Genomic DNA, 12,637 nt, shown 5'->3' with positions numbered 1-12,637 from the left:
GGCGTCGATACACCATATGAAAAGATGCATGAGCGAATGATGCGCTTTGGGGTTTCTTATGTAAAACTTGAGATATATTTAGTTTAAAATAAGTATACACAGTTTAACCGATGATTAGGGTTAACAATTCCTCTGTTGCGATGAAGCAACATCGAAATTCAGCCACGTCTGTGCCACAATGATATCATATTTTGGCTCTTCCAATTCCTCATTTGCATTCCAATTTCAACCTCGATCCGGGAGGGATATGTTTTAATTGCTCGTGGCGCTTCGAAGTCAAGGACAGTAAGCGGGGCACACCGGACTGAAAGGAGAAAAGTATGCGTACTCTTATCACGACCCTCATGGTCTCCGCTTTCGCTCTCGGCGGCTACACCGCAGCTCAGGCTGCTGACGCTGTTGAGCAGATTCCGCAGCCGCCCGTCGCCCAGGAAGCAGCTCCGGCCGTCAACAACTGGTCCGGCTTCTACATCGGTGGCGCTGGCGACTGGAACGCCGGTCACTTCAACCGCAACGGCGACGCTTACGCCTGGGGCGGCCAGGCCTTCACCGGCTACAACTGGCAGCAGGGCCAGATCGTATATGGTATCGAAGCTGACCTCGGCTACTCCGGCGCCGACAGCACCCGCAACGGCCTGACCGCCAAGAACGGTGTCAACGGCTCGGTTCGCGGTCGCCTCGGTTACGACTTCAACCCGTTCATGCTGTACGGCACGGCCGGTCTGGCACTCGGCCAGAACAAGCTCTCCGACGACACCTCGTCTGACAGCAAGACGGCTGTTGGTTACACGGTCGGTGCAGGTGCTGAAACCTTCATCACCAACAACATCACGGCTCGCCTCGAGTACCGTTACACGGACTACGGCAAGAAGAACTTCGACCTCGACTCCGGTCGGTTCTCTCGCGGCTACGACGAACAGAGCGTCAAGGTCGGTATCGGCGTCAAGTTCTGATTACCCAAAGGCTTAAGCCTGAAGAAAAAGCCGGGGTTTTGCCCCGGCTTTTTTGCGTTATGCCTCTGAATATTTAGGCGGCATCCGTCGGGAAGTCAGTCGAGACGGCCAGTTCGCGCCAGTCGGCCAGTTCCTTGGCGACATACTCGTTCTTGGCCTCGATCGCGCCAATTGTATCCGAGCCGAAGGGCATGCGCAGCGGTGGGTTCGCCGAATGGGCAAGCGTGATCATCGATTTTGCAAGGCGGTTGGGATCGCCGGGCTGGGCGTGATTGTGACCGGCGGCGAAATCGCGCATGACGCCGGCCGGCGTGTCCCTGTAGTCGGCAATCGAGCTCGGGCTGACGGCAAGCGAGCTCTCATCAAGGAAGTCGGTGCGGAAGAAGCCGGGTTCGACAACCGTGACCTTGATGCCAAGCGGCTTGAGTTCCGCCGCCATTGCCTCCGATAGGCCTTCGACCGCGAACTTTGTCGAGCAGTAGACGCCCCAGCCGGCATGGCTCTGATAGCCTCCGACCGAGGACATGTTGATGACATGGCCCGAGCGCTGCCGGCGCATATGCGGCAGGATGGCGCGCGTCACCTTCAGCAGGCCAAAGACGTTGGTGGCATAGAGCTTCTCGATCTCCTCGGCCGTTGCTTCTTCCACGGCGCCGAGCAGCCCGTAACCGGCATTGTTGACAAGGATATCGATCTTTCCGAAGCGCTTGACGGCGGCCGCGGCGGCCTCATGAGCCTGCGCTTCGTTCGAGACGTCGAGGGCGACGGGCAGGAGGCTCGGATGGTTGCCGAACTTCTCTGCCAGACCGGCGGGATTGCGGGCCGTAGCGACAACGGCGTCGCCGGCGGCGAGGGCTTCTTGGGCGATGAGGGCGCCAAAGCCGCGGGATGCGCCCGTGATGAACCAAACACGCATGATTTTCTCCTTCGTGGGTTGGCAATTCCAGGGGTGGAATTCGCTTGCAGGAGAAAGGTAGCTTGATGGCATCGTTGAGATAATCTACTTTCTCTTCCATAAAGTGCTGAGAAATTCTCATCAATGCGGCGTATCCGTTCGACCGATCTGGCTATCTTCCTGGCGATTGCCCAACACCGCAGTTTTCGCAAGGCGGCGGTGGAGCTCGGCGTGACGCCTTCAGCGCTCAGCCATTCGTTGCGCGCGATCGAGGAGAGGTTGGATGTGCGGCTGGTTAATCGCACCACGCGCGGTGTCGGGTTGACGGAGGCCGGAGAGCGCCTGTTCGATCGCATCCGCCCCGCTTTCCTCGATATCGACGATGCTCTCGAAGATCTCGATAAATTCCGCGGCCAGCCCTACGGCAAGCTGCGCATCAACGCCCCGCGCCCCGCCGCCAGGATGGTGCTGCTGCCAATCGTGTCACGGTTCTTGAGGGCTTATCCGGCCATCGAAATGGAAATCGTCGTGGACGATGCGCTCGTGGACACGGTTTCCGCCGGTTTCGATGCCGGCATACGGTTCGGAGAAAGCATCGCGGCCGACATGATCGCTATTCCTATTGGCCCTCGTCAGCGCACGGCGATCGTCGGCTCGCCGGAATATTTTCAGCGTTTCCCTAAACCGGTCACACCTCATGATCTGAAGGACCACCCCTGTATCCGCTACCGTTTTGCGAGCGGCACCTATTATCGCTGGGAGTTCGAGCGAGGAGGCATCGAGCTGGAGATCGATGTGCAGGGGCCGCTGACGCTTTGCGATCTCGACATCATGCTGGATGCCGCTATCAATGGTTCCGGTCTAGCCTTCTTGTTCGAGGATCACGCGCTGCCGGCTTTGCGGGATGGCCGGCTGATCCGCGTGCTGGAGGACTGGTGCCCCTATTATCCCGGCTTCTTCCTCTATTATCCGAGCCGCCGGCAGCTGCCGACGGCTTTGCGCGCCTTTATCGATTTTGTAAAGGCCGAGACTGCTCGCCAGAGCTGAGCCGAACAGCGTTAGACCTGCGGCTTCATCGCTGGAAAATCGGGGAAATGCTTCTCGAATTTGCGCGCCCAGTCTATCAATCCCGCATGGTCCGCTTCCCACTGCCCTTCGAAGCGGAGCTGCAGATAGCCGACAAGGGAGGCAAGCGCGAAATGACCCGCATGCAGCTTCTTGCCGATCTTCGGCGGCTCGGCGTCGAGATGGGTGAGGGCGCGGCTGACCTTCGTCCACTGCCGGTCGATCCAGGGCTGATGCTGCTTCTCGGGCTCGCGAAGGCGGCGCTCGTAGACGATCGACAGCAGGCACTCGTTGGTGCCGTCGATCAGCGCCTCCAGAACTTCGATTTCGGTGCGCTTGCCCTTCTTCGATGGATAGAGCCCGCCCTCGTGACGATCGAAATAATGCATGATGGCGCGGCTGTCGAAAATCGCCTCGCCGTCGCCGGTCAGCAATGTCGGGATCTTGCCGAGCGGATTGTTGTCGATCAGCAGAGTCGGCCCGGCATTTGTGTCGACATGAATTTCTTCCAGCTTGATGCCGAGATGGCGTGCCGCCATGCGCACCTTGCTGGAAAAGGGGGAGGTGGACGAGCAAAGAAGTCTCATGAAATCACCTGCGGGATATGGATGTGAATAGTCTCAATGTTCGCCACGCAGCCAGAAGGCCCGCTGCGAGGCGAAGCGGTCCTGCGCCAGAATATCCTTCAGGGCCGGCAGCAGCGCATGCAACTCGTCCTTCAGCGTGAAAGGCGGATTGACGATGATGAGACCGGAGCCTGTGAGCCCGGTGAAACTGCGATCGCTTTTGACGATCAACTCCGCGCAGAGCATCTTCGGAATTTCGAGCGCCTGCAGTGCCTCGTGAAACGGCTTGATCGGCGCATCCTTCTTGATCGGATACCAAAGGCAATAGGTGCCGCCGGGAAAGCGGCGCCAGGCTTTGGCCAAGCCTTCGATCAGCCGCTCATATTCGCCTTCCTCTTCGAAAGGCGGGTCGACGAGCACGATGCCGCGCTTCTCCTTTGGCGGCAGATGAGCGCCGAGCGCCAGCCAGCCGTCCAGCTCGGTAACGCGGGCATGGTGATCGCCTTCGAAGAGGCGGTGTAGCCGCTGGAAATCATCCGGATGCAGTTCCATCGCCGAAAGCCGGTCTTGCGGGCGAAACAGCATGCGGGCAAGCTTCGGCGAGCCGGGATAGAGCCTGACGCCGCCCTCGGGGTTCAGCTCGCGGATGGTGGCAAGATAGGGCTCCAGCAGGTCCGCCACTTGCGGCACCAATTCCGCCTCCAGCACCTTGCCGATACCATCTCGCCATTCGCCGGTCTTCTGCGCTTCTTCGGAGGAGAGATCGTAAAGCCCGATGCCGGCATGGGTATCGAGAACGCGAAAGGCCTTGTCCTTGTTCTGCATGTAGCGGACGAGGCGGGCGAGGATTGCGTGTTTCAAGACATCGGCAAAATTGCCCGCGTGGTAGATGTGCCGATAGTTCATTGTCGGTGAAGTCCGCATGAATTGTTGAGATGGGCCGGATTGTCTCTAGTGGCCGGTCTCCGCTTGAAATATACAAACCTCATGAACATTGCGACCCCTATCCAAGCCAAATCGCGCATCGGGCACACAGCCTGTCCGCATGACTGTCCCTCCACCTGCGCGCTGGAGGTCGATCTGACTGAAGACGGCAGAATCGGCCGGGTTCGCGGCGCCAACGATCATTCCTATACCGCCGGCGTCATCTGCGCCAAGGTCGCCCGCTATGCCGAACGGCTTTATCACCCCGATCGTCTGATGAAACCGCTCCGCCGTGCCGGCGCCAAGGGTAAGGGGCGCTGGCAGGAGCTCTCCTGGGACGATGCGCTGGACGAAATCGCCGAAGCCTTCATCAAGGCTGAAGCGAAGGACGGCAGCGAGGCGATCTGGCCCTATTTCTATGCCGGTACGATGGGCTGGGTGCAGCGCGATTCCATCGAGCGGCTGCGCCATGCCAAGCGCTATTCCGGTTTCTTCTCATCGATCTGCACCAATCCGGCCTGGACCGGCTTCACCATGGCGACGGGCGTGTTGCGTGGCCCCGATCCGCGCGAGATGGGCCGTACTGATTGCGTCGTCATCTGGGGCACCAATGCGGTTGCCACCCAAGTCAACGTCATGACCCATGCGGTGAAATCCCGCAAGGAACGCGGCGCCAAGATCGTCGTCGTCGATATCTATGACAATCCGACGATGAAGCAGGCCGACATGGCTCTGATCGTCAAGCCGGGCACGGATGCGGCGCTTGCCTGCGCCGTCATGCACATCGCCTTCCGTGACGGCTATGCCGACCGCGATTACATGGCCAAATATGCCGACGATCCCGCCGGCCTGGAAGAACACCTGAAATCGAAAACCCCGGCATGGGCCGCGGCCATAACCGGCCTCTCGGTCGATGAGATCGAAGCCTTCGCCAAACTCGTGGGGACGACGAAGAAGACCTATTTCCGGCTCGGCTACGGCTTTACCCGTCAGCGCAATGGCGCGATCGCCATGCACGCGGCAGCGTCGATCGCGACGGTGCTCGGCTCTTGGCAATATGAGGGCGGCGGCGCCTTCCATTCGAACAGCGATATCTTCCGCATGGATGCGAGCGAGCTGACCGGCCGCGCCATGAAGGATATGGATATCCGCATGATCGACCAGTCGCAGATCGGCCGCGCCTTGACCGGTGATGCCGTGGCGCTGCGTCATCGCGGTCCCGTGACCGCCATGCTGATCCAGAACACCAATCCGGTGAATATCGCGCCAGAGCAGCGGCTGGTGAAACGCGGCTTCGCCCGTTCCGATCTCTTCGTCGCTGTGCACGAGCAGTTCATGACCGATACGGCTGACATGGCCGATATCGTCATCCCCGCCACCATGTTCGTCGAGCATGACGACATCTATCGCGCCGGTGGCCAGAACCACATCCTTCTCGGGCCGAAGCTTGTCGAGCCGCCGCCAACCGTGCGCAGCAATCTCTTTGTAATCGAGGAGCTCGCCAAACGCCTCGGCGTTGCGGATTGCCCCGGCTTCGGCTTCTCCGCTCGCGAGATGATCGACCGGGTTCTGTCCAGAAGCGGTCTGCCGGACTATGATTATTTCCTCGAACACAAATGGTTCGATCGCCAGCCGGATTTCGAGGAGGCCCATTTTATCAAGGGTTTTGCCCATCCCGACGGCAAGTTCCGCTTTCGCCCCGATTGGACCAACCAGCCGGCGCCGAACCGTCCGCCAGCATCGGTCGGATTGCTCGGGCCGCATGTCGAGCTGCCGGAGTTTCCGGATCAGGTCGATGTGATCGAGGTGGCCGATCCCGAGCATCCGTTCCGGCTCGCGACCTCGCCATCGCGCAACTTCCTGAATTCCAGTTTCGCGGAAACGAAGACGTCGCGCCAGAAGGAAGGGCGTCCCGAGGTGATGGTCAACCCGGCCGATGCCGAACGGCTTGATATTGTTCATGGCGAGCTGGTTCGCATCGGCAATACACGCGGCAATATCCGCCTGCATGCGCGCGTGACAGCGGAAGTGAAGCCGGGCGTGCTGATCGCCGAGGGCCTCTGGCCGAACAAGGCTCACGTCGATGGTGAGGGCATCAATGTGCTCACCGGCGCCGATCCGGTCGCGCCATATGGCGGCGCGGCTGTCCACGACAACAAGGTATGGCTCCGCAAGGATATGGCATGAGTGAATTCGAAAAGGCGAAAGCCGAAATCGTCAGCGAAAGGACGCTGGCGGATCAATGGACGCGGCTGAGCACATTTGAGGTCGACTACACGGATTCGCAGGGCGAAAAGCATCGCCTGAAGCGCGAGGTCTATCACCGCACGCCGGCGGCCTGCATCCTGCTTTATGATCCAAAGCGCGAAACGGTGATACTCGTCCGGCAATACCGTCTTCCGTCCCATCTTGTCGGTCTTCCCGACCGGATGATCGAGGTGCCCGCCGGCCTGCTCGATGGTGACGATCCGGAGGCCGCGATCCGCCGCGAAGCCATGGAAGAGACCGGCTTTCGCGTGCGCGACGTCCGCTTCCTCTTCAAATCGATGACGTCGCCCGGTTCCTCGACCGAGGTTATCCATTTCTTCGCCGCGGTGATCGATACGTCCGACCGTGTAGCCGATGGTGGCGGCCTTGCGGAGGAGCATGAGGATATCGAGGGGCTGGAAGTTCGCCTGTCCGATGCAATGGCGATGATCGAGAAGGGCGATATCTATGACGCCAAGACGATCATGCTACTGCAATGGGCGGCTTTGAATGTCGCCAGCTTGAGATAGACTAACGGGTGAGCGGGAGCTTTGTAAAAACTCTGCTCGCCATTCATCACAATGTCACGAATCGAGCTTACCGGGGCGTGCTGGCCGGAAACATTCGAATGTTTCCGAGCCTCCTTCGATCATGGACGCTGTTTCAGGAGAAAGCCGATGTGGCTCAGCAATTTCACGCTCGTTCTTCCCAATGAAGTCGTCGAGAGAGGCGCCGTGCGCATCGAAGACGGCGTGATTGCCGAAATCCGCTCGGAGCCGGTGGAGCAGCCGACGTTTGATGGCGGCGGCCGCTTGCTGATGCCAGGCTTCGTCGATCTGCATTGCGACATGGTGGAGCGCGAAATCGCGCCGCGGCCGAATGCGATGATGCCGATCGATTTCGGCATTCACGAGCTGGACAAGAAGCTGGCGGCCGCTGGCGTCACCACCGCTTTCGCGGCGCTCTCCTTTGCGACCGAAAGCGTCTACGGCCACGTCCGTTCGCTCGAAACCACTTCGGCAGTGATCCGTGGCATCGGCAGCCTGCGGGACGAGCTTCTGATCGACCATCGTGTCCACGCACGCTACGAAATCACCAATCTCGGCGCGGCTCCGACCCTGGAGCGGCTCCTGGAAGAGGGCTCCGTCGATATGGTTTCGCTCACCGACCATACACCGGGGCAGGGGCAGTACAACGACATCGAAAGCTACATCCGCAGCATGTCCGAGCGCCGGTCCATGTCGCGTGAGGCGGCCGAGGAGGTCGTGGCAAAGCGCATTGCGCAGCGCGAGGATCCTGAGATCGAGCGCAAGCTCCATGAAGTGGTCGACCTTGCGCTGAAGCACAAGCTGTCGCTCGCCTCGCATGATGACGACAGCCCCGAGAAGGTGGCGGCGATGCACGATCTCGGCGTGACGATCAGCGAATTTCCGGTGACCGGACCGGCGGCGGAGGAAGCCTGCCGCCGCGGTCTCTGGACACTAATGGGCGCACCAAACGCGCTGCGCGGCCAGTCCATGTCCGGCAATCTCAGCGCGCTGGATGCGGCGCGATCCGGTCTACTCGGCATCATCGCGGCCGATTATCACCCGGCCGCCTTCGTGCCGGCTATTTTCAAGATTGCTGATGTTGTCGCTGGCGGTCTGCCGGCGGCCGTTGCGACGGCAACCGCCAACGCCGCCCGTTCCGCCGGCCTGACGGATCGCGGCGAAATCGCTGTCGGCCAGCTTGCCGATCTGGTCGCCGTCGAGCCCGGCTCGGTTCACCGCATCCGCGCCACCTTCCGCGGCGGCCGCATCGTCTATAGCGACGGCACGCTGCATCCGCTGATGGCAATGGCGGCTTGAGGGAGGCATCTGGCATCCCCCTCATCCGCCCTTTGGGCACCTTCTCTCCGAGGGGAGAAGGGGTTTTTGCTAGACGCACCAGCTCGACAAAAGTATCTCGCTAAGAGGGTGACGTTTCCACCTTCTAATGGAGTTACACAGTCCCGGACGAGATTAGCTTCGTTATTGAAAAGGCAGCATCCGAAGCACTTCCACCTTCTCCCCTTGGGGAGAAGGTGCCCGAAGGGCGGATGAGGGGCTGTTCGAAGCCAGAGTTGCGTAATTATTCCGCGTCTCCAAGCAGTGACAAAATCTGCCGCTCATCGACAGCAGTCGCCTTGCCAAAGCTCACGGCCTTGCCATCTTCCATCCTGACCTTGCCTTCCGCCAGCAGCCGCAGCGATTGCGGATAGAGCTGATGCTCGACCGTGAGCACGCGGGCGGCAAGGCTGCCGGCGGTATCGTCGGTTAAGACGGGCACGGCAGCCTGGCCGACGACAGGACCTTCGTCCATGCCTTCGGTGACGAAATGCACGGTGCAGCCGGCAATGCGCATGCCCGCGTCAATGGCGCGCTGATGCGTATGCAGGCCTGGGAAAAGCGGCAGCAGAGAGGGATGGATGTTGATGATCCGGCCCTTGTAGGCCTGGATGAAGCGGCCGGAGAGCAGCCGCATATAGCCGGCAAGGCAGATGATATCGGGCGAGAGGGCTTCCAGCTGCGAAAGGATCGCCTCTTCATGGGCTTCCTTGCTGGGAAATTCCTTGCGGACGAAAGCGAAGGTCGCAATGCCTTCCGCCGCAGCCTTCGCGAGACCACCGGCATCCGCCTTGTCGGAGATGACACCGACGATCTCTGCCGGGTAGTCCGCTGCCTTCGTGGCCTTCAGAAGGGCCAGCATGTTGGAGCCGCCGCCCGAGATGAAGACGACGACGCGTTTGCGCGGCGTGGTCATAGAGCGAGCGTGCCCTTGTAGACGGTGCCGGGAGCGCCTTCTTCGCGAGCGACCATGCGGCCGAGCGTAACGACGGCTTCGCCTTCTGCCTCAAGCACGGCCTTCACGGGCTCAACGTTCTCGGCAGCAACGACCACGATCATGCCGATGCCGCAGTTGAAGGTGCGCAGCATTTCCTTCGCTTCGACGCCGCCCGTCTTGGCAAGCCAGGAGAAGACCGGCGGCACCTTCACCGCGGCAAGATCGATTTCAGCAGCCAGATGCTTCGGCAGTACGCGCGGAATATTCTCCGGAAAGCCGCCGCCGGTGATGTGTGCAAGTGCCTTCAGGGCGTGGGTTTCGCGGATGGCGTTGAGCAGCGGCTTCACATAGATGCGCGTCGGTGTCAGCAGCGCTTCGCCCAGCGCCTTGCCTTCGGCGAAGGGAGCCGGTGCATCCCAGCCAAGACCGGAAAGCTCGACGATCTTGCGCACCAGCGAGAAGCCGTTGGAATGAACGCCTGACGAAGCGAGGCCGAGAATGATGTCGCCTTCGGCAATGTCGCCCGAGGGCAGCAGCTGGCCGCGCTCGGCCGCACCGACGGCAAAGCCCGCCAGATCGTAATCGCCATGGGAATACATGCCTGGCATTTCCGCGGTCTCGCCGCCGATCAGCGCACAGCCTGCATCACGGCAGCCGGCCGCGATGCCGCCCACGATCGCCGCACCTTGATCCGGGTCGAGCTTGCCGGTGGCAAAGTAATCTAGGAAAAAGAGCGGCTCAGCGCCCTGGACGACCAGATCGTTCACGCACATGGCAACGAGATCGATGCCGACAGTGTCGTGATAGTTGGCATCGATCGCGATTTTCAGCTTGGTTCCGACGCCGTCATTGGCAGCCACCAGCACCGGATCGATAAAGCCGGCGGCCTTGAGATCGAACAGGCCGCCGAAGCCGCCGATTTCACCATCGGCACCCGGCCGGCGCGTCGAACGGACGGCAGGCTTGATCTTTTCGACCAGCAGGTTGCCGGCATCGATATCGACGCCCGCGTCGCTATAGGTCAGACCGTTTTTTCCAGACTGGCTCATGCTTCCGCCTCCGATGGCCGCCCGTCCATTATGACAGGGCTTTGATCGGCTCGCCATTGCATGATAGGGGCCTTTATGCAAGGCGCAAGCGCCGCAAACCCTTCGATTTTCCCCGCTTCCCATTGCTCAAGGCAGATTTCCGGCCGCAGGCTTGACCATAATTGCGGCATCATCCTATGTCCTAAGCACACGGCAAACGGGCGCGAAACAACGGGGAAGACGATGGAGCAAAAGGTCAGCGGGGCGAGCCTCAAGCGTCAAGTCACCTTCTGGGTGATCGTGCTCGTCGTCTTCATCGCCTTTATCTATATCTTCAGCACGATCCTGCTGCCGTTTATCGCTGGCATGGCGGTAGCCTATTTTCTCGATCCGGTCGCCGATCGGCTGGAGCGGATCGGCCTCAGCCGCCTGATGGCGACGGTGGTAATCCTGGTCTCCTTCATACTGATCTTCGCGCTGGCGCTGACGATCTTCATCCCGATTATCGTTAATCAGTTCAACGATTTCATCCAGCACATTCCGACCTATGTGCAGCAGATCCAGCAGCTGATCGCCAAGGCGCAGACGATGGTGCTGCCGGATTGGATCCGCAACCAGCTCGGCGCGATCAAGGACAATTTCTCCAGCATCATGTCCGAAGGTTTGAGCTTCGTCGGCGGCCTGTTCGCGCAGCTCTGGAGCTCTGGCAAGGCGCTGGTCAACATCATCTCGCTGATAGTCGTCACACCCGTCGTCGCCTTCTATATGCTGCTCGACTGGGATCGGATGGTCGCCAAGGTGGACGACTGGATCCCGCGCGATCATGTCGCCACCGTTCGCCAGATCGCTCGCGAGATCGACCAGGCAATCGCCGGCTTCATTCGAGGGCAGGGTTCGCTCTGCATTATTCTCGGCGTCTATTACGGCGTCGGTCTCTCGCTGGTTGGCCTGAATTTCGGTCTGCTGATCGGCCTCTTCGCCGGCATGATCAGCTTCATTCCCTATGTCGGCTCGATGGTCGGCCTCGTTCTGGCCGTCGGCGTCGCACTGGTTCAGTTCTGGCCGGATTATCTCTGGGTCGGCCTGACGCTCGTCGTCTTCTTCACCGGCCAGTTTCTGGAAGGCAATGTGCTGCAGCCGAAGCTTGTCGGCGAAAGCGTGGGCCTCCATCCGGTCTGGCTGATGTTCGCCCTTTTTGCCTTTGGTGCGCTTTTCGGCTTTGTCGGGCTGCTGATAGCGGTCCCGGCCGCTGCCGCCTGCGGCGTTCTTGTCCGCTTCGCCCTTTCGCGCTACCTTCAGAGCGATCTCTATTATGGACGCTCGGAAGCGGGCAAGGCGCGCAGAGCCAAGGCCGGCAAGACCGAGAATAGCTAGACATGACCGACGCAAAGAACGCTGATCTAAGGCGCAAGGCCGCCGAGCAGCTGCCCTTGGCCTTTACGCATGATCCCGCAAACGGGCGCGACGATCTGCTCGTCGCCGATCCCTTGAGCGCGGCGGTGAAGATCGTCGATTCCTGGCCGCACTGGCCGTCGCCGGTGGTGATCCTGGCCGGTCCTGTCGGGTCGGGCAAATCGCATCTTGCCAGCATCTGGGCAGAGCGATGTGGGGCAGTCCACATTCACCCGGTGGCCGGCTCCGCTGCGGCAGTTGCAGCGGCGAACGGCCCCGTCATTTTCGAAGACGTGGATCGCCTCGGTTTTGACGATACCGAGCTTTTTCATGTCATCAACAGTGTGCGCGAAAACGGCACCAGTCTTCTGATGACGAGCCGGCTCTGGCCGATGTCGTGGCCGGTGACGCTGCCCGACCTGCGCTCGCGCCTGAAGGCGGCGACGGTGGTCGAGATCGGTGAGCCGGACGAGGAATTGCTGTCGCAGGTGATCGTCAAGCTATTCGCCGATCGCCAGCTTTATATCGATGACAAACTCGTCCTCTATATCGTCAATCGCATGGAGCGTTCCCTGAACGCAGCGCAGCTGATCGTCGACAGGCTGGACCGGCTGGCATTGGCGCGAGGAACAAGGATCACGCGCCTGTTGGCAGCCGAGGTCTTGAACGAACTGGGTGGCTCCGGTCAGCCGGATTGAGCTGACATCGACTGTCACAGTTCCGTCGTCAAACTGATATACGTGGCACAGGATTGGAAAGAGGGTA

At 60.5% G+C, this 12,637-nt stretch carries 12 protein-coding genes; 7 read left to right on the top strand and 5 right to left on the bottom strand.

Translation table 11 applies throughout. The features are described 5' to 3' along the window. The first annotated feature begins 320 nt into the window (after positions 1-320). The gene (locus AC13QY_RS18195; protein WP_113329062.1) at positions 321-953 is read left to right on the top strand and encodes an outer membrane protein; all 633 of its coding nucleotides are present in this window, start codon (positions 321-323) and stop codon (positions 951-953) included. Positions 954-1,026: 73 nt separating this feature from the next. Here AC13QY_RS18195 and AC13QY_RS18190 read toward each other — a convergent pair whose 3' ends face one another. Continuing rightward, a complete protein-coding gene (locus AC13QY_RS18190; RefSeq protein WP_113329061.1) occupies positions 1,027-1,869 on the bottom strand; it encodes an oxidoreductase in 843 nt (280 codons plus the stop codon). 123 nt (positions 1,870-1,992) lie between these two features. Between AC13QY_RS18190 and AC13QY_RS18185 the strand changes: the two genes are divergently transcribed. Then, positions 1,993-2,895, top strand: a complete 903-nt coding sequence (locus tag AC13QY_RS18185; RefSeq protein WP_113329060.1) for a LysR family transcriptional regulator — start codon at positions 1,993-1,995, stop codon at positions 2,893-2,895. Between the two features lie 11 nt (positions 2,896-2,906). Here AC13QY_RS18185 and AC13QY_RS18180 read toward each other — a convergent pair whose 3' ends face one another. Next, positions 2,907-3,500: a glutathione S-transferase gene (locus AC13QY_RS18180; protein WP_145631654.1), complete on the bottom strand. Its 594-nt coding sequence runs from the start codon at positions 3,498-3,500 to the stop codon at positions 2,907-2,909. 33 nt (positions 3,501-3,533) lie between these two features. Then, positions 3,534-4,385, bottom strand: coding sequence for a 23S rRNA (adenine(2030)-N(6))-methyltransferase RlmJ (locus tag AC13QY_RS18175; RefSeq protein ID WP_145631652.1), 852 nt, complete (start codon positions 4,383-4,385; stop codon positions 3,534-3,536). 81 nt (positions 4,386-4,466) lie between these two features. Here AC13QY_RS18175 and AC13QY_RS18170 point away from each other — a divergent pair, with 81 nt between their 5' ends. From AC13QY_RS18170 to AC13QY_RS18160, 3 genes are all read left to right on the top strand, one after another. After that, positions 4,467-6,590, top strand: coding sequence for a molybdopterin-containing oxidoreductase family protein (locus AC13QY_RS18170; protein WP_488493773.1), 2,124 nt, complete (start codon positions 4,467-4,469; stop codon positions 6,588-6,590). Then, positions 6,587-7,180 (top strand): NUDIX domain-containing protein, encoded by a 594-nt coding sequence (locus AC13QY_RS18165; RefSeq protein ID WP_145631647.1) that lies wholly within the window; start codon positions 6,587-6,589, stop codon positions 7,178-7,180. Before AC13QY_RS18170 ends, AC13QY_RS18165 begins: the two co-directional genes overlap by 4 nt. Before the next feature lie 147 nt (positions 7,181-7,327). Then, positions 7,328-8,497 (top strand): alpha-D-ribose 1-methylphosphonate 5-triphosphate diphosphatase, encoded by a 1,170-nt coding sequence (locus AC13QY_RS18160; protein WP_145631645.1) that lies wholly within the window; start codon positions 7,328-7,330, stop codon positions 8,495-8,497. Positions 8,498-8,759: 262 nt separating this feature from the next. Here the strand turns inward: AC13QY_RS18160 and purN are convergent, their stop codons facing one another. Then, positions 8,760-9,431, bottom strand: a complete 672-nt coding sequence (gene purN, locus AC13QY_RS18155) for a phosphoribosylglycinamide formyltransferase (RefSeq protein ID WP_113354697.1) — start codon at positions 9,429-9,431, stop codon at positions 8,760-8,762. Beyond that, positions 9,428-10,501 carry a phosphoribosylformylglycinamidine cyclo-ligase gene (purM, locus tag AC13QY_RS18150; RefSeq protein ID WP_145631643.1) on the bottom strand — a complete coding sequence of 358 codons (1,074 nt, stop codon included), beginning with the start codon at positions 10,499-10,501 and terminating at the stop codon, positions 9,428-9,430. The genes purN and purM overlap by 4 nt, the downstream gene beginning before the upstream one ends. 222 nt (positions 10,502-10,723) lie before the next feature. Between purM and AC13QY_RS18145 the strand changes: the two genes are divergently transcribed. Together AC13QY_RS18145 and hdaA are read left to right on the top strand one after the other, a co-directional pair. Further along, positions 10,724-11,854, top strand: a complete 1,131-nt coding sequence (locus AC13QY_RS18145; protein WP_488487117.1) for an AI-2E family transporter — start codon at positions 10,724-10,726, stop codon at positions 11,852-11,854. A gap of 2 nt (positions 11,855-11,856) precedes the next feature. Next, the gene (gene hdaA / locus AC13QY_RS18140) at positions 11,857-12,570 is read left to right on the top strand and encodes a DnaA regulatory inactivator HdaA (protein ID WP_113329051.1); all 714 of its coding nucleotides are present in this window, start codon (positions 11,857-11,859) and stop codon (positions 12,568-12,570) included. Positions 12,571-12,637: the final 67 nt, after the last annotated feature.

It is taken from the genome of Martinezella sp. CNPSo 3795, from assembly GCF_057784475.1.
Note: the sequence above shows the minus strand (reverse complement) of the source record. Positions and strands in the feature narration are given on the sequence as shown.